General features: G+C 72.7%; 10 protein-coding genes. 3 read left to right on the plus strand and 7 right to left on the minus strand.

Annotation, left to right across the window (positions count from 1 at the left end; genetic code table 11):
- Nucleotides 1–155 precede the first annotated feature (155 nt).
- A complete protein-coding gene (locus ACFYMP_RS08085) occupies nucleotides 156–659 on the minus strand; it encodes a MarR family winged helix-turn-helix transcriptional regulator (protein ID WP_388852382.1) in 504 nt (167 codons plus the stop codon).
- A gap of 95 nt (nucleotides 660–754) precedes the next feature.
- On the opposite strand from ACFYMP_RS08085, the gene ACFYMP_RS08090 reads away from it, so the two are divergent.
- Nucleotides 755–2,278: an MFS transporter gene (locus ACFYMP_RS08090; protein ID WP_388852385.1), complete on the plus strand. Its 1,524-nt coding sequence runs from the start codon at nucleotides 755–757 to the stop codon at nucleotides 2,276–2,278.
- The gene (locus ACFYMP_RS08095; RefSeq protein WP_388852388.1) at nucleotides 2,271–3,872 is read left to right on the plus strand and encodes an LLM class flavin-dependent oxidoreductase; all 1,602 of its coding nucleotides are present in this window, start codon (nucleotides 2,271–2,273) and stop codon (nucleotides 3,870–3,872) included. Before ACFYMP_RS08090 ends, ACFYMP_RS08095 begins: the two co-directional genes overlap by 8 nt.
- 117 nt (nucleotides 3,873–3,989) lie before the next feature.
- Here the strand turns inward: ACFYMP_RS08095 and ACFYMP_RS08100 are convergent, their stop codons facing one another.
- Nucleotides 3,990–4,448 carry a ricin-type beta-trefoil lectin domain protein gene (locus ACFYMP_RS08100; protein ID WP_388852391.1) on the minus strand — a complete coding sequence of 153 codons (459 nt, stop codon included), beginning with the start codon at nucleotides 4,446–4,448 and terminating at the stop codon, nucleotides 3,990–3,992.
- A 98-nt stretch (nucleotides 4,449–4,546) separates the two neighbouring features.
- On the opposite strand from ACFYMP_RS08100, the gene ACFYMP_RS08105 reads away from it, so the two are divergent.
- Nucleotides 4,547–4,717 (plus strand): hypothetical protein, encoded by a 171-nt coding sequence (locus ACFYMP_RS08105; protein WP_388852394.1) that lies wholly within the window; start codon nucleotides 4,547–4,549, stop codon nucleotides 4,715–4,717.
- 404 nt (nucleotides 4,718–5,121) lie between these two features.
- Here ACFYMP_RS08105 and ACFYMP_RS08110 read toward each other — a convergent pair whose 3' ends face one another.
- From ACFYMP_RS08110 to ACFYMP_RS08130, 5 genes are all read right to left on the minus strand, one after another.
- On the minus strand, nucleotides 5,122–6,324 hold the full coding sequence (locus tag ACFYMP_RS08110) for a cytochrome P450 (RefSeq protein WP_388852397.1): 1,203 nt from the start codon (nucleotides 6,322–6,324) through the stop codon (nucleotides 5,122–5,124).
- 128 nt (nucleotides 6,325–6,452) lie between these two features.
- Nucleotides 6,453–7,508, minus strand: coding sequence for an MDR family NADP-dependent oxidoreductase (locus ACFYMP_RS08115; RefSeq protein ID WP_388852400.1), 1,056 nt, complete (start codon nucleotides 7,506–7,508; stop codon nucleotides 6,453–6,455).
- 158 nt (nucleotides 7,509–7,666) lie between these two features.
- Nucleotides 7,667–9,370, minus strand: a complete 1,704-nt coding sequence (locus ACFYMP_RS08120) for a phytoene desaturase family protein (protein ID WP_388853276.1) — start codon at nucleotides 9,368–9,370, stop codon at nucleotides 7,667–7,669.
- Nucleotides 9,371–9,443: 73 nt separating this feature from the next.
- Nucleotides 9,444–11,126, minus strand: a complete 1,683-nt coding sequence (locus ACFYMP_RS08125; RefSeq protein WP_388852403.1) for a phytoene desaturase family protein — start codon at nucleotides 11,124–11,126, stop codon at nucleotides 9,444–9,446.
- The gene (locus ACFYMP_RS08130; protein ID WP_388852406.1) at nucleotides 11,116–20,517 is read right to left on the minus strand and encodes an amino acid adenylation domain-containing protein; all 9,402 of its coding nucleotides are present in this window, start codon (nucleotides 20,515–20,517) and stop codon (nucleotides 11,116–11,118) included. The genes ACFYMP_RS08125 and ACFYMP_RS08130 overlap by 11 nt, the downstream gene beginning before the upstream one ends.
- Nucleotides 20,518–20,586: the final 69 nt, after the last annotated feature.

The following is a 20,586-nucleotide window of genomic DNA, read 5'->3' on the forward strand; positions in this document are numbered from 1 at the left end:
TCTCCTGAGGTGCGCCAGGACGGAGCCCCGCCGGCACACGCACGGTGAGCACGCACGGGCCCTCACCGGGAGCACACACGCAGGCCCGGCAGGGGGCGTGGACGGGCGGCCGGCCGCCTTGGCCCCCAGCCTCGCGGACCTGAGGTGCGGTCAGGTCAGCCGCGAGCCCGGTCGTCCGCGTCCAGCAGGCGCCGCAGGAGCGCCGTGAGGGTCTCCCGTTCCGCCGGCGTGAGCGAGGCGAGAAAGACCTCCTGCGACTCCTGCGCCACGGCCTGCAGGCGGCGCTGGAGCCCCGCGCCCTCGTCGGTGAGCCCGACCACCTGACGCCGCCGGTCCTCGCGGTCCCGGGCGCGGTAGACGAGTCCGCGCTCCTCGATGACGTCGAGGTAGCCGCCGAGGTGGCTGCGCTGGAACCCCAGGCGCTCCGCCAGTACGTGCTGCGGCAGCGGCCCGAAGTCCGCGAGCGCGGTCAGTGTGGCGAAGTGCGGCAGGCGCAGACCGTGCTGACCCACCGCCGCCACCAGGGCCTCGTGCCCGATGCGTGCCACGTGGCTGGCGAGGTACGAGGGCAGCGCCAGCAGGCCCGGCGGCCTCGGCGCCGCTTCCCCGTCCGTCCCGGAAGCGGTTCGGTCCGGCGCGCGCTCAGGGGTTTCGCTCATGCGGACATGCTACCCGGGAAGTAGTACCTGGACGGAAGGATGACGTCATGTAATGATTACGTCATGACATTATTCCGTTTCTCGACCCGCACGCGGTGGACGGCCCCACCCGCACTCCGGAGGACCGATCGATGACCGACGCCTCCGCGCGCGGAGCCGCGAAGGGGGCGGCCGACGGGGAACGTGGTGTCGCCGCCCCCTTCGCGGCCCTGCTTCTCGCCGTGCTGTCCTTCTCCCTGATGCAGACGATGGTGGTGCCCGCGCTGCCCGACCTCCGGCGCGAGTTCCACGCCTCCCCCACCGGTGTGTCCTGGTTGCTCAGCTCCTTCCTCCTCACCTCCTCGGTGGCCACGGCGCTGCTGGGCCGGGTCGGCGACATGTTCGGCAAGCGCCGGGTCCTGATCGTGAGCCTCGCCGTGTTCGCGGGCGGCACACTGCTGGCCGCGCTGTCCGGCTCCCTCGCCCTGCTGATCACCGCGCGGGCCGTCCAGGGCGTCGGCGCGGCCGCCTTCCCGCTGGCCTTCGGAATCGTGCGCGAACAGTTCCCGCGCGAGCGGGTGCCGGTGGCGATCGGCCTGATCTCCTCCACGTTCGGGATCGGCTTCGGCGTCGGACTCGTCCTCCCGGGCCCGATCGTCGACGCGCTGGGCTGGCACTGGATCTTCTGGACCGGGCTGATCGTCGTTCTGGCCGGGATCGCCGCTGTCGCCGCCTTCGTGCGGGAGTCCCCGGTACGCTCCCCCGGCCGCGTCGACTGGGCGGGCGCCGTGCTGCTGAGCGCGGGCGTCACGGCGCTGCTCGTCGCGATCAGCCAGGGCCGGTCGTGGGGCTGGTCCTCCGGCCGGACCATCGGCCTGTTCCTCGCCGCCGCCGGGCTGCTCGTGGTCTTCACGTACGCCGAGACGAAGGTGCGTGCCCCGCTCGTCGACATCGGGCTGTTGCGCCGGCCCGCGATGCTGAGCAGTCATCTCACCGCGCTCATCGTCGGTTTCGGCATGTACGGCGCCTTCACGCTCGTGCCGCTGCTCGCCCAGACCCCGTCGAGGGCGGGCTACGGCTTCGACGCCTCCGTCACCGCGTCCGGCCTGCTCATGGTCCCGATGGCCGCCACCATGCTCGTCGCCGGTCCGCTGGCGGGCCGGATGGGCGCGGCGGTCGGCTGGAAGCTTCCCCTGGTGCTGGCCTGCCTGACAGGTGTCCTCGGCTTCCTCGTCTACGCGACGGCGCACGACACCGAGTGGGCGATGTACGCCGGTTCCGCGGTGCTCGGCGTCGGTGTGGGCTTCGCCTTCGCCGCGCTGGCCAACGTCGTGGTGAGCGCGGTGGACGCGAGCCGGACCGGGGAGGCCACCGGCATCAACACGATCATGCGTACCGTCGGCGGATCGCTCGGCGCGCAGATCGCCGCTTCCGTCGTGGCGTCGGGGACCGTTCCCGGCACGCGGTTCCCCGCCGAGTCCGGTTTCACCGCGGCGTTCGTGATGTCGGCGATCGCGCTGGCCCTCGCCGCCCTGGCGGCGCTCGCCGGTCCCGGAGCGCTGTGGCGACCGGCGGCGTCCGCCTCCCCCGGCCCGCACCCTGACCAGTCCCTCGACCAGGAGGCCGGGCACCATGCCTGATTACGGACACGACCTGCTGTTCGGCGCGGTGCTGACGCCCTCGCCCGGCGACGGCGCGGACATGCTGGCGCAGGCCCGCGCCGGCGACCGGGAGGGACTCGATCTGGTGAGCGTCCCGGACCACCCCTACCAGCCGGGCCTGCTGGACGCCTGGACGGCGCTCGCGGTGATCGCCGCGTCCACCTCCCGGGTGCGGGTCTTCCCCAACGTGGCGAACCTGCCCCTGCGTCCACCCGCGGTGCTGGCCCGCTCCGCGGCCGGCCTGGATCTCCTGAGTGGCGGGAGGGTCGAGCTGGGACTGGGCGCGGGAGCCTACTGGGACTCGGTCGCCGCCGACGGCGGGCCGCGCCGCGGTCCCGGTGCGGCGGTACGGGCCACCCGCGAGGCCGTCGAGGTCATCCGGGCGCTGTGGACGCCGGGCCCCCAGGTCCATGTCGACGGCGAGCACTACGGGCTCCACGGTGCGACCCCGGGACCGGCCCCCGCCCACCCCATCGGTATCTGGCTCGGGGCGCTGGGCCCCAGGATGCTGGGCCTGGCCGGCTCGGTGGCGGACGGCTGGCTGCCCAGCGTTCCGCACGTGCCACCGGGGCGGCTCGCGGCCGGGCACCGCCTGATCGACGAGGCGGCGCTCCGGGCGGGCCGGGAACCGGCGGCGGTGCGCCGCCTCTACAACCTCTCGCCGGGTCCGGAGGGTTTTCCGCAGGGTCCCCCGGGCTCCTGGCCCGAACAGCTGGCCGCGCTGACCCTGGAGCACGGGACGAGCGCCTTCCTGCTGCCCGCACGGCGGCCTGAGGAGGTGGCGCTGTTCGCCGCCGAGGTGGCGCCCGCCACCCGGGAGCTGGTGGCGGGCGCCCGACGCGGAGAGGCCGCCGTCCCGTCCGGGGGCGCGGCGACCACCGGGGCCGCCCCGGCCGCGGCTCTCGGGGGCCGGGCAGGAAATGCGGGGCTCAGTGCCCGCAGCCGTGCGGCCGGGGCGGCCTCCGGTGGGGAGGAGCTCTCCGTCCGGGCCACCCCGGACAGCGGTCAACGGCGGTCCGCGACGCGTCTGTGGGACGAGTCGACGCGCCCCGCCGGCCCGCCCGCCGAGCCCGGTCGCCGCTATGGGCACGAGGAACAGGAGCCCGCCCGCAACCTCGTCGCGGCACACGATCAGTTGCGTGCGGACCTCGACCGGCTCCGTCGGCTCGTCCGGGAGGTGCGGGAGGACCACATCGGGCCCGACGAGGCCCGTTCCCGGCTGCACGAGCTGAGTCTGCGGCAGAACGACTGGGCGCTCGGCGCCTACTGCGTCTCCTACTGCCGGGTGACCACGGTGCATCACACCCGGGAGGACCGGAAGCTCTTCCCGTATCTGCGCCGCCGCGACGGGCGGCTGGGGCCGGTACTCGACCGGCTCACCGAGGAGCACCACGCCATACAGGGGGTCATCGACCGGCTGGACCGGGAACTCGTCGGCTTCGTCGGCGGCGCGCCGGACCGGGACGCGCCGGTGGCCACCCTCGATCTGCTCGCGGACGCCCTTCTGTCCCATCTCGCCTACGAGGAGCGCGAGCTGATCGAGCCGATGGCTCGGTTCGGCACCGGCTGGTGAGCGCACGCGGGCCGGCCGGTCTCCGGTAGCGCGATCCTCGCGCGGGGAAGCGTGGCCGACAGCGTGACCGGGGCGGCCCAACGCCGCCCCGGCCACGCCTGGTCCGTCTGCCGGAGGTCAGCTGGCGGCCGGAGTCGTCCACTTCTGGTTGGCGGCCCCGTTGCAGCCCCGCAGGACCAACTGGGCGGCGTCGGTGGTGGAGCCGGCGGGGTCGTCCAGGCAGCGGCCGGAGGCAGGGTTGCGATCGCCGCCCTCGTAGGGCTGCCCGACCTGATTGCCGCCGCCGTCGCAGTCCCACATCTGGATCTTGGTCCCGTTGGCCGTGCCCCGGCCCGTGGCGTCCAGGCACTTGCCGAGCGACCTGAGGGTTTCGTCCGTCCGCGCCGACCACGCCTGCGCGTCGGACCCGTTGCAGGACCAGATCTGCGCGGCGGTCCCGCTCGCGGCGCCGGCCGCCTTGACGTCCAGGCACTTGCCCGCGATCCCCGAGCGCACCGCGGCGCCCTGCTGGACGGGCGCCTTGATCCAGCCGCCCGCGTCGGCCGCCCGCACCCCCGCGTGGAAGGCGTCGGCCATCTTGCCGAACCCGTTGTCGTTGGGGTGGAGCGTCGGAGAGGTCGGCCGCGGTCAGGGCGCCCATGTCGACGAGCCGTACGTGCCGGCCCGCGGCCCGCTTGGCCCGCACGAGGTCGGCGACCTTCCGGTTGAAGGCCGGCCGGTACGCCTCCTCGGTTCCGCTGGTGGAGATGATCACCGTGCCGACCAGCACCGTGGCATCGGGCGCGTCCCTGAGGATCTGGTCGATGAGGGCGCTCATCCGGTCGGCGGCGGTGGGCACCTCGTAGTTCCCGTTCAGGTCGTTGGTGCCGATCTCCAGCGGGCCCGCCCACGGCCTTCTCACTCTGCCGGTTCTCCCGCGCGTGACATCGTTGTTGCCGCACGGCGCGGCGTGAGAGCGGGGAGGGGTTCGGGCACCTGCGGCTCCTGAGCCTCTACGAAGCGAAGACGAGTCGTGACATGACGCGTCATCACCCGAAGCGCACTCGGGAAGCCGGCCGGCCCCCAGCCTCGGGTCAATGGTTCCGGCACACGGCAAGACTGGAGCGCTCGCCTACAACTCCCGTTCCAGACACGGCAGTCGTAGGCCCGGGTCCGTCGCGCCGGCCGTGTCCGCCGGCTGTCGGCCGGGGGGCGTCGCGCCGTGCGGGCCGGTGCCGCGCGAGAGGTCACCGGCCCGTGCGCCGGGCGCTCACCAGGACACGAGAAGGCGTACGGGGCTGCGCGAGGTGCTTCCCAGGCGCCATTCGACGGACTCCGGTGGCTGTGCCAGGCGCAGACCGGGAAACTCCGCGGCCAGGCGGTGCAGGGCGAGCTGGAGTTCGAGCCGGGCCAGCCACGCGCCCAGGCAGTAGTGCGGTCCGGCGCCGAACGACAGCGTGGGCGCTTCCAGGGGGGCGAACAGGTCCTCGGTGCGGTGGACGGAGAAGACCTCGGGGTCCCGGTTGGCCGTACCGCAGTCGGCGAGGACCACCGCACCCGCCGGGATCAGTACGCCGCCCACCTCGACCTCCTCGGCGGCACGGCGGGCGCTGCCCCGGTCGTCCCCCAGGGGGATGAGGTGCAGCAGCCGGCCCGCCGCTGTCCCGGCCGCCTCCTCGTCGGCCGCGAGGCGGGGCCAGCACTCGGGCCGCTCACCCAGCAGGTAGAGCAGCGAGTTGCTGAGCATGGTCATCGTGCTGTCGTGTCCGCCGGCGACCAGTCCGCAGACGAGGTGCGCCAACTGCGCCTCCGGGATGCCGCCCTCCTCGTCGGCGGCGCGCACGAGGCTGCTGACGAGGTCGTCCCCCGGTTCGCGGCGGCGCTCGGCCAGCAGGGCGGCGCCGAAGGCGGTGAACTCGGCCAGGGCCGTGCGGACCTCCTCGCCCGGACGGGAGCCGTCCGAGAAGGCGTACTCGCTCCAGTGGCGCAGCCGCTCGTGCGCCGAGGCGTCCAGTCCCATGAGCCGGCTGATCACCGCGACCGGCAGCGGCAGCGCGAACTCGGCGACGACGTCCACGGGGCGGCCCCGCGCGGGCAGGACGGCCAGCAGGTCGTCCACGATCGAGGCGATCCACGGGCGCCACCGTGCGACGGCTCTCGGGGTGAAGGCGCGGCGCAGCGTGCGGCGCAGCCGCAGGTGCTCCGCTCCGTCCTGGTTGAACATCAGGTCGGGGCTGTCGACGAGTCCGGGCGCCTCGGGCAGGGGTGGCCCGTCCGGGGCGTAGAGCAGGGCCCGGCCGAACCTGTGGTCGCTGAGAACCTGGCGCGCGTCGGCGTAGCGGGTCGCGAGCCAGGCCGGGGACCCGTCGGGCATCGTCGTGGGGCGAGGCGGGCCGTGGACGGCGGACTCCAGGCGGTGGAGCGGGGGCAGCGGACCCGGGGAACCGCTGAGGGTGCCGGCCGCGGCGGACACGGTGCCTCCTGGCGGTACCTGAGGGGAGCTTGGGGGCGCTCCGGGTTCGTCGTGCTCCGGCTGCTGCTGTCGGGTACGGGCCGGGCAGGCGGGGAGCAGGGTGCCGGGGCCGTCGGGCGCGGCCGCGGTCACAGCTCCACCAGCACCTTGCCGAGGTGGGCGTCGTGGTCGTGGTACAGGCTGCGGTAGGCGGCGGGGATGGCGTCGAAACCGTTGTGGAGGGTGTGGTCGCACACGATCTCCTCGCGCCTGATCCGGCCCCCGAGTTCGGTGTGCAGGGCCTGCCAGTTCTCCTCGGTGAACCACTCCAGTGAGAAGATGCCGCGGACGGTCGCGCGCGGGAACATGAGGTACGGCAGGAGACGGGGGCCCACGGCGTCCTGCCCCACCTGGGTCGCCCACTGCCAGCACACGGCGACGCGGCTGCCGATGTTGAGCATCGAGAACACGGCGTCGGTGACGGCGCCCCCCAGGTTGTCGAAGTAGCGGTCGACGCCGTCGGGGGCCGCGCGGGCGAGGGCCTCGCGGACGCTCTCCGCGCTGTCGCCCTGACCGTAGACGACGACCTCGTCGAAGCCGAGCCGCTCCAGGTACCGCGCCTTGCGGGGGCTCGACGTCGTACCGACGACGCGGGCCCCGGCGAGCCGGGCGAGCTGTCCGACCAGGGTGCCGACGGCCCCCGAGGCGCCGCTGATCACGAGCGTGTGCCCGGGGCCCACCTCCAGGAAGGTGGACAGGGTCCCCCAGGCGGTCATACCGGGACCGCCCATCGAGCTGAGGGCGGTGGCCAGCGGCAGCGCGTCGTCGTACCAGCGCGGGTCGAGGCGGCGGTAGTCGGGGAAGACCATCGGGAAGGTCCCCGTCTGCCACAGCTTCGCGGTGCCGTCGCTGATCACGTGGGACTGCCAGCCGCCGAAGCCCTGCACCAGATCGCCCGGACGGTGGGCGGCCCGGGGGCCGGCCTCCAGGACCTCCATGACGGAGTCCGCGCCCATGTGCGCGCCGAGCGGGGTGTCCAGGGCGATGCCCTGAAGGTAGGGATCGACGGAGACGTAGCGGGTCTTGAGCAGCATCTCGTCGGGGGCGAGGTCGATGGCGACGTCCTCGACGACCTTCTCGTAGATCCGGTCGACGTCGGGGACCCCCTCGACGTGCTCGCGGACGACCCACTTGCTGATCTTCAACTTCTGCTCCTTCTGGGCCCGGGGTCACGGCGGTGTCCGTCGTGTCCGTCGTGTCTGTCGCGTCCGTCGTGTCTGTCGCGTCCGTCGTGTCTGTCGTGTCTGTCGTGTCTACGGGGGCTGGGGTTCCGCAGGTTGCCCGGCCCGTGGGGCCTCGGCCCTCACCGCGGCCGGCCCCAAGCGGCACCGGCGCGACCGCGGTCCGCTGCGCCGGGGCCGCCGGTGGGGCGTCGTCCGACCGGGATGACGAGGTGGGTGGGGGGTGGCGCGTGGTCGTCCACGGAGGCGGTGAAGGCCCTGCCGTCGTCGCGGCACACGAACTGCATGACGTGCCGGCCCGCGGCGGCGGCACGGATGAGTCCGCCGGTCGTCGCCCACACCCCGGACTGGTAGAAGTTCTCCAGTCCGGGCAGGCCGGGCCCGTGCTTCTTGACGAGTTCCTCCAGCGTCTCGCCGCTCTCCACGAAGGGCTGCCAGCCGAGGACGGTCCCGTCGTGGTTGCCCGTGTACCTGACCTGGGTGAGCGGGCTCGACACGTCGCGCACCACGATGGCCTCCGCCAGACCGGGGAAACGGTCGTCGAGGAAGCGTACGAGGGCGGTGCGGGCCTTGCGTTTGGCCGCGTAGTACCCGCGGCCGTGTCGGACGGGAAGGGTGTGCAGCTCCTGGCCGCCGCGGCTGCGGGTGCGCTGTTCCGGTCCTTCGTCCAGCGCCCGCCAGGGTGCGATGTCGCAGAAGTAGGTGGCGTAGACGACGGAGGCGCCGTCCGGTGCCAGCTCCGGGTAGTGGCGGTTGCGGAACTGGACGTTGACGCTCGCGTGGCGGATGCCGGTGAGTTCGGCGGCCTGCGCCTCGTCGAGCAGGTAGGTGGTGCACGGATCGGCCTCGGGGAAGGCGCGGTCGAGCCCGAGGAACAGGGTGAAGTAGCCGGGGAAGACCATACCCGGCTCGTGGATGGTGCGGGTGTAGAGACGGCGGTAGGCGTCGTTGAGGTAGCGGTCGCCCAGGAACTTGGACATGGTGGTCTTGCCGTCGCAGGCCGATACGACGATGTCGGCGCGCAGCGTGCTTCCGTCGCTGAGGCGTACGCCGACGGCCCGGTCCTCCTCGACCAGGATCTCCTCGACCTTCGTGTTGTACGAGACGCGGCCGCCGAGCCTCAGATAGCGGCCCTCCATGGACCGGGCGAGGCCGAGCGAACCGCCCTCGGGCACTCCGGCGGAGAGGTTGGCGTGCGAGGCGAGCTGGAACTGGGTAGGCAGGACGGGGAAGTTGGGGTGTTTCTCGTAGAGGACGAAGTTGAACGCCTCGCGCAGCAGGGGGTCCTGGAACCGCGCGGAGTAGTCGGACATCAGCACCGAGATCGTCTTGCGTACGGCGTTGAAGTACGGGAGGAAGGAGGCGAGCATGCGCCATCGCTCGACGCGGCCCATCAGCCCCACGGGTTTGAGGAAGGGGTAGACGGCCAGGGCCTTGCGGAAGGCGCGCAGGTGGTCGCAGAACTCCTTGATCCGGCGGGCGTCGGGGGGTGAGAGTTCCCTGAGGTGGGCCTCCAGCCGGTCGGGGTCGGAGTAGAAGTAGACGGCCCGCCCGTCCCGCGCGCGCACGATGTTGAACACGTCGAAGTGGCGGACCTCCTTGCCCTGGAGAGCGCCGAGTTCGAGCCAGATCTGGTGCATCTCGTTGCCCGGCCCGCTGCCGAGCAGCCAGCTGACGCACGCGTCGAGGGTGAAGTCGCCGCGCTCCCAGGCGGTGCAGCAACCGCCGGGGATCTCGTGCATCTCCAGGATGTGGGTGCGGTAGCCGTTCATGCGGGCGTAGCAGCCGGTCGAGAGCCCGCCGAGCCCGGCACCGATGATGATCATGGTCTCCCTGCCGCGTCCGGCCGGGGTGGCGCGCGGGTTCCTCCGTGGGCTCATGCGCCCTCCTCTCGTGGGGTCACGCGCCCCTGCCGTCCCGCGAGGACCAGCGGTCCAGTTGCGGCAGGTGGCCCAGCTTCCCGGCGTGCCAGGGCTCCGTCGCCAGGCTCTCGTGCGCCCGGAAGGGGACGCCGAGTTCCTGGCACAGGTACTGGGTGGCGAAGCGGCCGGTGGAGGCGGCGCGGATCAGCCCGCCCATGCCGACCCACTGGCCGGCCATGGAGAAGCCGCTGAGTCCGGGCAGCCGCATCCGGTCCTTGCCGACGAGGTCGGCGGCCACGTCGTCGGCGTCCGAGAACGCCTTCCAGGCCAGGATGGAGCCCTCGTGGTTGCCGGTGTAGCGCCGGTTGGTCGCGGGGGAGGCGACGTCGACCAGATCGACGCGCTCACCGGTACCCGGCCACAGCCGGTCGAGGAAGCTCCGCACGAAGTCGGCCACCTTCCGTTTCTGCGCCCAGTACGCCTTACGGTCGCCGCGGCGCAGGGTCGTCCAGTAGGCGTAGTCGCTGAAGTAGGTGCAGTGCACGACGGACTTGCCCGGTGGGGCGAATCCCTCGGCGTAGCGCGAGCGCAACTGGACGACCAGGCTGTTCTGCAGCGCGCCGGGCAGGGCGCCGGCATCGCCGGCGGGCAGCAGGTAGGTGGTGCTGTGGGCCTCGCCGGCCGGCAGGTCGCCCTGGATGCCGACGAAGGCGGAGACGACAGCGGGGAAGAGGGTGCCGGGGCGGTCCAGGAGTTCGGTGTACAGCTTGTCGATCCTGGGCCCGGTGTAGCGGCCGCCGAGCAGGCCGTACACGGTGGTGTGCCCGTCGCAGGCCGATACGACGTGGTCGGCGTAGTACCTGCTGCCGTCGCGGAGCTGGACGCCGACCGCGCGGTCGTTGTCGACCAGTACCTTCTCGGTGCGGGCGCGGTAGGTCACGGTGCCCCCGAGCCCGGTGTACCGCTCCTCGACCGACCGGGCCAGTCCCAGCGAACCCCCTTGCGGGAAACCCGCGTTGCCGTGGTGGGCGGCTGCCATGTTGAACAGGTACGGCAGGAGCGGGAAGCCCTCGGGGTCCTGGAAGAAGATGTTCCGGAAGGCCCGGCGCAGCAGTGGGTCCTGGAAGCGGTCGGCGAAGCGGTGCATCGGTGTCGCGGCGGTGCGCCAGAAGAGGCGGAAGGCCGGGAGCACCGTACGCAGGGTGGCGGCCCGTTCGCGTGCGGTGCGCAGGGCGGGGGCGGTGAGGAAGGGGTACAGCTCGATCTGTGTGAACCGTCGCAGGTCCCGGCAGAAGGAGTGGATGAGCTTCGCGTCGGCGGGTGAGAGTGCGCTGAGGTGGGCCTCCAGCCGTGCGGGGTCGTTGTAGAAGGTGACCGAACGGCCGGTCTCGTCGACGACCTTGTTGAACAGGTCGAAGTTGGTGATCGTCTTGCCGTCGAGCGCGCCGAGTTCGCGCCAGACACGGTTCGCGTCGTTGCCCGGGGCGGTGCCGATGAGCCACTCGATGCAGTAGTCGAAGAGGTAGCCCTCGCGGGACCAGGCCGTGCAGCAGCCGCCCGGCAGCACGTGCTTCTCGAAGATCCGGGTCCGCAGGCCGCTCATCTGCGCGTAGCAGCCGGTGGACAGCCCCGCCACGCCCGCGCCGACGACGATGACGCGGGGCCTGCTGCCGGGCCGCCGCTCCGGCGTGGACCAGTCGCTCTCGTCCTCAGGACGCATGGTCGGCCTCCCCGGTGAGCAGGGACTGCACCAGCTCGGCGTTGCGTGGCAGGTGCTTGGGGTCGAGCAGGTCGGCGTGGGTGCCCGATCCGCGCAGGACCCGCGTCCTGCGGACCGAGCTGCCGTGCCAGGCTCCCGGCATCCCGGGGGCGTACAGCTCCGCCTTCAACTCGTCGGTCACGACACTGACTTGTGCCGACACCGTGCCGGTGTTGGGGTGCCTGCCGCAGAAGCCCAGGTACTCGGCGGCGTGTTCGAGGGCGGTGCGGGTGACGATCCGGGAGCCGGTGTGCTGGAAGAGGTGCCGGCCCAGTTCCTCCTCGAAGGCGCGGACGCCCTCCTCGTCCGGTTCGTACGCCTCCATGACGCGACGGGAGTCGAGGACCACCACGTGCGCGACCCGGCGCCCGCGGGCCTCGAGTTCGCGGGCCACCTCGAAGGCGAGGTTGCCGCCGAGGGAGTAGCCCAGCAGGAGGCAGGGGCCTTCGGGTGCGGTGGCTTCCACGAGGTCCGCGTAGCGCGCGATCTTGTCGTCGCCGGGCACGTAGTTGAAGGCGACCGTCCGGTACCACGGGAGCTGCGCGGCCAGCCCCCGGTAGACGAGTCCGTGGCCGCCGGCGGGCGGGAAGCAGAACAGGGGCTGGGCTGCCTCGGGGTTGAAGGTGAGGTAGGGCAGTTCCTCGGCGGTGGTGGTGTTGACGAGGTCCTCTACCGTGGCGGCCATGCCGTGCAGGGTCGTGACCTGATACAGCCGGCTCACCGGGACACTGACGCCGAACTCGGTGCGCAGGTGGTGGAGCAGTTCGATGAGCTTGATCGAGCTTCCGCCGCACTCGAAGAAGTCGTCCGCGAGCCCGGCCCGCTCCACACCGAGCAGCGCCTCCCAGTGCCGGGCCATGCTCGTCTCGTAGAGCGTCGCGGGGGCCTCGTACGCCGCCTGCCGGTCCGCTCCGCGCGGCGCGGGCAGGGCGGCCACATCGACCTTTCCGTGGGCGGTGAGCGGGAGTTCGGCGACCTCCACGAGGTGGGAGGGCAGCATGTAGGACGGGAGGGCGGCGGCGAGCCGGCGGCGCAACGCGCGCCGGTCCGGAGTCGCTCCCGGTTCGCTCACCAGATAGGCGCACAGCGTGTCCTCGCCGGCGGAGTCGGTGCGGACGGCGACGACCGCGCGGGCCAGTCCCGGCAGTCCGGCGAGGTGGGACTCGATCTCGCCGATCTCGATGCGGTGACCGCGCAGTTTGACCTGATTGTCGCTGCGTCCGAGCAGGTGGGCGCGGCCGTGCGTGTCCCAGCGGGCGAGGTCGCCGGTGCGGTAGAGGCGCACCGGGCGGGCGTCGGGTGTGCGGCTGAGGGCGCGCAAGGCGAAGCGGCGCGCGGTCTGTTCCTCGTCCCCGGCGTAGCCCGTCGCTACGCCCTCGCCGCCGATCCACAGCTCTCCCGGGACGCCGGGCGGGACCGGCTGCCCGTACGCGTCCAGGATGTGCAGGGTGGCGTGGGGCAGTGGCCGGCCGATGGGGACCGTCAGGCCCGGCTCCAGGTCGTCGGCGGGGCCTTCGAAGTAGGCGCTGTCGATGGTCGCCTCGGTGAGGCCGTAGGAGTTGAGGACGCGGGTGGCGGGGCCGCACAGCGCGCGCAGCCGCTGGTACTCCGCGACCTTCCAGGTGTCCGAGCCGACCACCAGCAGCCGCATGAAGTCGAGCCGTTGCCCTTCGCGTGCGCACTGGTCCATGAGGGCGCGCACCACGGCGGGGACGAACTCGGCGCAGTCGACGTGTTCCTCGCGCATCGTGCGCAGCAGTCGCGCGGTGTCGAAGACGAGGTCCCGGTCGGCCAGTACGAGGGTGCCGCCCGAGCACAGGGCGCGTACGAGGTCGCCGGTGAAGACGTCGAAGGAGGGCTGGGCCATCTGGAGGTGGACCCGCACGTCGTGGTCGAGCCGGTACTCCTGGAGCCAGGCCGCGTAGGTGGAGGCGAGGTTGCGGTGGCTGACCCGGACCGCCTTGGGGACGCCGGTGGAGCCGGAGGTGTTGATGACGTACGCGGTGGAGTCGGGGGTGGTGGTCACGACGGGGGCCGGACCCTCGCTCTCGGTCGCGCGCAGCGCTTCGAGTGTCACGACCTCGGCCGGCAGGCTCCGGCCCCACGGTGCGCGGGTGCCGTCGACGACGAGCAGGGTGGCCCCGGCGGCGCGCAGGGCGCGGGCGACGCGTTCGGCGGGCTGTTCGGTGTGGAGCGGGAGGTAGGCTCCGCCGGCCCTGAGGACGGCGAGCAGGGTGACGATCAGCTCGGGCGACTTGTCGAGGCAGAGCCCGACCACGGTCCCCTCGGTGACGCCCAGTTCGCGCAGGCGCCGGGCTCGGGCGCCGGCGCGTCGGTCGAGTTCCCCGTAGGTCAGCGATGTCGTGTCGCCGTTCGCGGAGGGTGTGCGGACGGCGACGGCTTGCGGACGGGTGGCGGCGGCCTCGGTGACGAGGTGGTGGACGGGCCGGTGCGTGAGGGGGGCCGGTCCGGTGTGCTCGGGCAGGCGGCTCGCGCCGCTCCATTCGGTGATCAGCTGTTCGTGCTCCTGATCCGCGAGCATCTCCAACTGAGGCGTGGGGAGTTGGGGTTCGGCGCGGGTCATGCTGTCGAGGAGGTTGACGTAGTGGCCTGCCATGCGGCGCACGGTCCGGTCCAGGAACAGGTCGGTGTTGTACTTGAAGACGCAGTGGAAGCGCCCCTCCGACTCGTCCTCGTAGACCGAGAGCGTGATGTCGAACTGGCCCTCTTCCTCCGGCAGTTCGATGTACTCCAGGGCGTACCCGTACTGTTCGGTGGCCACCTTGTGGGTGAGCAGGATGAACATGGCCTGGAAGACGGCCGAACGGCTGGGGTCGTGCTGGAGCCCGAGCTTCTCCACGAGCAGGACGAACGGGTACTCCTGGTTGTCCAGGCCGTTGAGGACGGTGCGGCGAACCTGTGCGAGCAGCGCCTCGACGGTGGGTTCGCCGGACAGGTCCGCGTGCAGGGGAAGCGGGTTGACGAAGTAGCCGTAGACCGAGCTGAACTCCTGCTGGGTACGGCCGGTCACCGGGCTGCCGACGACGACGTGGTCCTGCCCCGAGTAGCGGTGCAGCAGGACGTAGTAGGCGCTCAGCAGGACCATGAACGGGGTCATGCCGTGGCGCTGGGCCAGGGCGTGGACCCGCGCGCTCAGTTCCTCGTCGAGGACGAAGAACTCGGAGGCGCCGTTGTGCGTCTGGACGGCGGGGCGCGGCTTGTCGACCGGCAGGTCGAGGAGCGGGACCTCGGCGGGCAGGTGGGAGCGCCAGTAGTCGAGCATCCCGCCCGCCTCCGGCCCGGCCAGGAAGCGGTTCTGCTGGTTGAGGAAGTCCAGGTAGCGGGCGCCGACGGGGGGCAGCGCGGGCTCGCAGCCCTGCTTGAGCGTCTCGTACACCGCGAGCAGCTCTTCGATGAAGGTGAAGGTGGAGATCGCGTCCGAGACGATGTGGTGGACGGCCTTCATGATGATCCAGCGGCCGGGCTCCCGCCGGAACAGGCGGAAGCGGACCAGGGGGTCGGCGGCGAGGTCGTAGGGCTTGCGGTACTCGTGGATGATCGTCCGGCGGATCTCCTCCCACTCCTGGCCGCTGACGTCGAACAGCGCGAGGTCGGGTTCGGTCTCCGGGGTGACGCGCTGCTCGGGCCGGCCGTCCACCAAGTGGAAGTTGGTGCGCAGCGCGGGGTGCCGGGCGACGAGCCTGCGCACCGCCTCGAACATGAGGTCGGGATCGATGTCGGCGCGGACCTCGACGGCGCCACCGATGTTGTACGCGTATCCGTCCGGGTTGAGCTGCTTGAGGAACCAGAGCGCCTTCTGGTTCTGGGTCAGGGGGTAGCTGCTCTCGTCGGTGTACACCTCGACGGCCGCTCCCTCCTCGCCGCTCTCGGCGGCGGCGCTCACCCGGTCGAGCAGCCCGTCGTGGAGCCGGTCGGCGAGTTCTCCCACGGAGGTGCCGCTGAGGAGGGCCACGACGGGCAGGGCGATGCCGAGGTCGGCCTGGATCCGGGCGCGCAGTTCCATCGCGAGCAGGGAGTCGAGTCCGAGGGCGCTCAGTCCGGTCGAGGCGTCCAGGTCCTCGGCGCGGGTGCGCAGGACGGAGGCGACGATCGCGGTGAACCGCTGCGTCACCAGGGAGCGGCGCCCGCTGTCGTCCGCCTCGCGGAAGGCGTCGTGGAAGCCGCCGCCGGTGTCGGGCGCGGGTTGGCGTGCGGCGGCCGCGAGTTCGGTGACCAGCGGCGGCGGGGTGTCGTACCAGGCGAGGAAGGTCGGCCAGTCGACGACGGTGGCGACGAGGAGCTGGGCGCGGTCCTGTCCGATGACCCGTTCCAGGACGCTCATACCGACGTCCGGGGAGAGCGAACTCATGCCGCGGCTGTGCAGGTAGTGGCCGACCAGGCCCAGTTCCTCGATCATGCCGGTCGCCCACGGCCCCCAGTCCAGGCTCAGCGCGGGCAGGCCCTGCGCGCGGCGGCGGTGGGCGAGCGCGTCGAGGAAGGCGTTGCCGGAGGCGTAGTTGGTCTGGCCGGCGGTCGTCAGGAGCGAGGCGATGGAGGCGAACAGGACGAAGTGGTCGAGGGGTTCCTCGCGCAGGTGCTTGTCCAGCAGGTGGGCGCCCACCACCTTGGGGTCGTGCACCGCGTCGAAGGTGGGGCGGTCCATGTCGGCCACCAGCGTGTCCCGAACCTGGCCCGCGAGGTGGAAGACCCCGCGGAAGGGCGGGGGGTCGCCGCGGCGGTGCGTGTCGAGCCACGCGGTCAGCGCGTCCTCGTCGGTGAGATCGACGGGCGCGAGGACCGGCTGCGCGCCGAGCGCCTCCAGTTCTTTGACGAGGGCGATCGCGCGGCCCTCGGGGGTGCCCGGGTCGGTGTCGCGCCACCGCGCGCGCGGCGGAAGGGGCGTGCGGCCCAAGAGGACGAGGTGGCGGGCGCCCCGTTTGGCCAGGGTGCGGCACAGCAGGCGGCCCAGCGCGCCGAAGGCGCCGGTCACGAGGTAGCTGCCGTCGGCCCGCAGTCGCAGCGGCAGGGGGCGGGTCAGCCCTTCGGCGGGGCGCAGGCGGCTGGTCGCGCGGCGCTCGCCGCGCAGGGCGATCTCCTCCTCGTCCTCGCTCAGGAACTCCCGCAGGAGGGCCTCGGCCTCGGTTCGGGCTCCGGGCGGGCCGGGCTCGCGCGTGGGATCGAGGTCGACGATCTTGCCCGGGTGGCCGGGGAGTTCCTGATGACGCAGTACGCGGGTGACGCCCCACGCACAGGCCGCGAGGGGTTCGACCACCTCCCCCGGGGTCACCGGCTGCGCTCCCCGGGTGACGACGTGCAGCCCGCAGTTACCGTCGCGGGCCGCCAGGGCGCGGGCGAGGGCGACGAGCGAGTAGGCACCGGTGGCGGTGGACAGCGCGAGATCGGTGCGCGCGGCGTGGGCGACGGACGGCAGGTCGAGGTTCCACAGGTGGACGACCGTGCCGCGGAAGGGCGTTCCCGCGCTGTCGAGTTCGGCGAACAAACGGTCCAGTTGCCCGGCGGAGTCGGGTGCGAGGGTGAAGTCGCCGCCGCCCGCGGAGCGCTTGAAGGAGGTGCCGTGCCGGACGGTGCGGACGCGGTCCCCCCGGGCGGTCACCAGGGCGGCGAAGGCGTCGCCGACCCCGCCGTCGTCCGCGAGGACGAGCCAGTCCCGCGGGTCCTGGGCGCCGCCGGCGGACGGGTCCTCGTCAGCCGCGGGCCGGGGCAGGTCGGTCCAGACGGGCTCCGCGAGCCAGCCGTCGACGGTGGCGCGGGAGACGGCGGTCGAGGCTTTCTCGATGTCGGCCGCGCGGAAGCCGCCGATCCGGCCGAGCGCGGCGCCGTCCTCGGTGTACAGGGCGAGGTCGCCGACCAGTTCGTCGCCGTCGTCGCGGGTGACGGTGGCGTGCGCCCACAGCGCCCGGTCGCCGACCGGGGCGAGGTCCAGTTCCTCGATGGAGAGCGGGAGCCTGATGCCGCCCGCCTCCGGTGGTGCCTCCGGTCCGGGAATCCGCGGCGTCAGCAGGGACTGGAAGCACGCGTCGAGGAGTACGGGGTGGAGGTGGTGGTGGGCCGCGTCCTCGCCGATCACGGCCGGGGGGCGGATGCGGGCGAGGACTTCGCCGGTCCCGATCCAGACCTCTTCGAGGGCCTGGAACGCGGGCCCGTAGTGGTAGCCGAGGGCGGCCAGCCCGGCGTAGCACTCCTGGGCGCCGAGCCGGCGCCCGCTGCGCTTCTTGATCGCGGCGGCCTCCAGCGGGGGCGTGTTCGTGCGGCGCTGGACGCTGCGCACCACTCCGCTCGCGTGCACCACCGCTTCGGTGTCGGTCCCGGCGGGCGCGGAGGCGACGGTGAAGGCCGCGTCCTCCAGGGACACGGACAGGTGCACGGTGCGGGCCTCGTCCTCGGGGAGGAAGAGCGCCTTGCGCAGGTCGATGTCGGACAGCACGGCCCGGGTGCCCCCGGTCAGCTCGCGCACCGCCTGCGTCACCATCTCCAGGTAGCCGGCGGCGGGGAAGACCACGGTGTCCTGGATGCGGTGGTCGGCGAGGTACGGGAGCCGCTCGGTGTCGAGCGTGGAGTGCCAGGTCGGTTCGGCCTCGTCGGTGCGGCGGCCCAGGAGGGGGTGGTCGAGCAGGCCGAGACGGACCTTCGCGACGGCCCGTGGCTCGGTCCAGTGCCGCTCGCGCCGCCACGGGTAGCGGGGCAGGGGCACCGTGCGTCCGGGGGGCTGGAGCACGTTCCAGTCGATGTCGACGCCGAGGTTGTGCAGCGTGGCGAGGGAGGCCGCGAAGCGCTCGGGCTCGTTCTCCTCGCGGCGTACGGAGGGCACCGTGACGGCGGTGTGGCCGCCGCTCTCCAGGCATTCCCGGATCGCGTGGGCGAGGACGGGGTGCGGCCCGATCTCCAGGAACAGGCGGTGCCCGTCCTCGGCGAGGGCCTCCACGGCGGCGCTGAAGGACACCCGGTCGCGGACGTTCTTCCACCAGTAGGCGGCGTCCAGCACGACGCCCTCGGCGCGGCCGCGCTGGGCCGTCAGGTACAGCGGTACCCGCGCGGGACGCGGCGCGAGCCCGGACAGGGCGCTCAGCAGTTCGTCCTTGACGGGGTCCATCCGGGCGCTGTGGTAGGGGACTTCGACCGTGAGGAATTTGGCGAAGACCTGCTCGGCACGCAGTTCCCCGGCCAGTTCGGCCAGGGCGTCCGCGTCACCGGCCAGCGTGACGGCGGTGGGGCTGTTGACGGCCGCGACGGAGACCCGCTCGCCGTACGGCCGTACGCGGCGCTCCGCCTCCTCCTCGGACAGGCTGACGGCGAGCATGGTGCCGGTCCCGGCCAGGGTGTGCTGGAGGCGGCTGCGGTGCACGACGACGCGCACCGCGTCCTCCAGCGAGTAGACGCCCGCCTCGTAGAAGGCCGCGATCTCCCCCGTGCTGTGCCCGACGACGGCGTCCGGGCGCACTCCGTAGGAGCGCCAGAGGGCGGCGAGCCCCGCCTGGACGGCGAAGTTGGCGGGCTGGGCGAGCCAGGTCTGCGCCATCCGGGAGCTGTCGGCGTCGGCGGTCATCTCCTCCAGGAGCGACCAGCCGGCGATCCGGCGGATCTCGCGGTCGCACGCGAGGATCGTCTCGCGGAACACCGGTTCGCTCTCCAGCAGTCCGCGGCCCATGCCCCACCACTGGGGGCCCATGCCGGTGAAGACCCAGACCAGGCGTCGCTGCGCGGCGTCGAGCACGTGTCCCCGCACGACGCGGGGGTGCGGCTCGCCGCTCAGGTAGGCGGACAGCCCTTCCTCCAGGGACTCCCGTGTGGAGTAGACGACGGAGAGACGGTTCTCCAGGTGCTGACGCCGTCGGGCGAGGGTGTGTCCGAGGTCGGCGAGCGCCGGGGCGGGCCCGTGCCGCGCGGTGAGTTCGGCGCGGATGTTCTCCGCCGTCTCGGTCAGCGCGTCCGGGTGGCGCGCGGTCAGCGGAAGGATGCTCCACGCGCGCCGCCCCGCCTCCTCGGTGCTCCCGGGCGCGGGGCTCGCCGCGCGTGCGGGGGCCTCCTCCAGGAGGACGTGGGCGTTGGTGCCGCCGAAGCCGAAGGAGTTCACCCCAGCCCGCGCGGGCCCCTCGTGCGCGGGCCAGTCGGTGAGGCGCGTGGGGATCTCGTACGGGGCGCCGGTGCGGTCGATCGCCGGGTTGAGCTGTTCGAGGTTGATGTGCGGTGGGATCTGGCGGTGTTCGAGGGCCAGGCTGGTCTTGATGAGTCCGGCGATCCCGGCCGCCGACTCCGTGTGCCCGATGTTGGTCTTCACCGAACCGACGTAGCAGGGGGCGCCGGGGGCCCGCCCGACGGCGAGCACTCTGGCCAGGGCGTTGGCCTCGATCGGGTCGCCGACCGGGGTCGAGGTGCCGTGCGCCTCCATGTACTGGAGGTCGCCCGGCGTGATCCCGGCCTCGGCGCACACCTGTCCCACGAGGGAGATCTGCGCCTCGGCGCTGGGCACGGTGATGCCGTTGGTCCGGCCGTCCTGGTTCACTCCGCTCGCGAGGATCACGGCGTGGACCGGGTCCCCGTCGGCCAGCGCGTCCTCCAGGCGCTTGAGCGCGACCAGGCCGACCCCTTCGGCGCGTACGTACCCGTCGGCGGCCGCGTCGAAGGTGCGCGAGCGGCCGCCGGGCGAGAGGAAGCCGCCCTTGGTCTCGGCGATCGTGTACTGGGGCGTCATGTGCAGCAGGACGCCCCCGGCGAGGGCGAGGTCGCTCTCGCCCCTCCTCAGGCTCTGGCAGGCGAGGTGGACCGTCACGAGCGAGGAGGAGCAGGCCGTGTCGACGGTGAGGCTGGGGCCGCGGAAGTCGAAGCAGTGCGAGATCCGGTTGGACACCATCGTCATCATGGTGCCGGTCGCGGTGTGGGCGGCGAGCGTCTCGAAGCCGAGGTCGGCGAACTGCAGGATCTTGTAGTCGAGGGTGAACGCGCCCACGTACACACCCGTGTTGCTGCCCGCGAGGTCGGCGGGCCGCTGGCCGCCGTCCTCCAGCGCCTCCCACGCGACCTCCAGGAGTTTGCGCTGCTGGGGGTCCATGTGGTCGGCCTCGCGCGGGCTGATGCCGAAGAAGGCGGGCTCGAACTCGTCGAAGCCGTCGATGTACCCGCCCCGGCCACCCACCAGCCGGCCGGGCTTGTCGCGGTGGCGGCTGCCGAGAGTGGTGACGTCGTAGCGGTCCGGCGGGGTGGGCGTCACGCAGTCCTTGCCGCTCACCAGATTCTGCCAGAAGCCGCGGTGGTCCGTCGCTCCGCCGGGCAGGCGGCAGCCGATCCCGATGATCGCGATCTTTCCGGTCGCCGCTTCGTTGATCGCCTCTGCCAAGTTCACACACTCCTCAGGTGGTGGAGCTGCCACGGGGCAGCCCCTGCGGTCCGCGGGGCGGGACGGGGA

It is taken from the genome of Streptomyces sp. NPDC007088 (genome assembly GCF_042869355.1).
Lineage (GTDB): Bacteria > Actinomycetota > Actinomycetes > Streptomycetales > Streptomycetaceae > Streptomyces.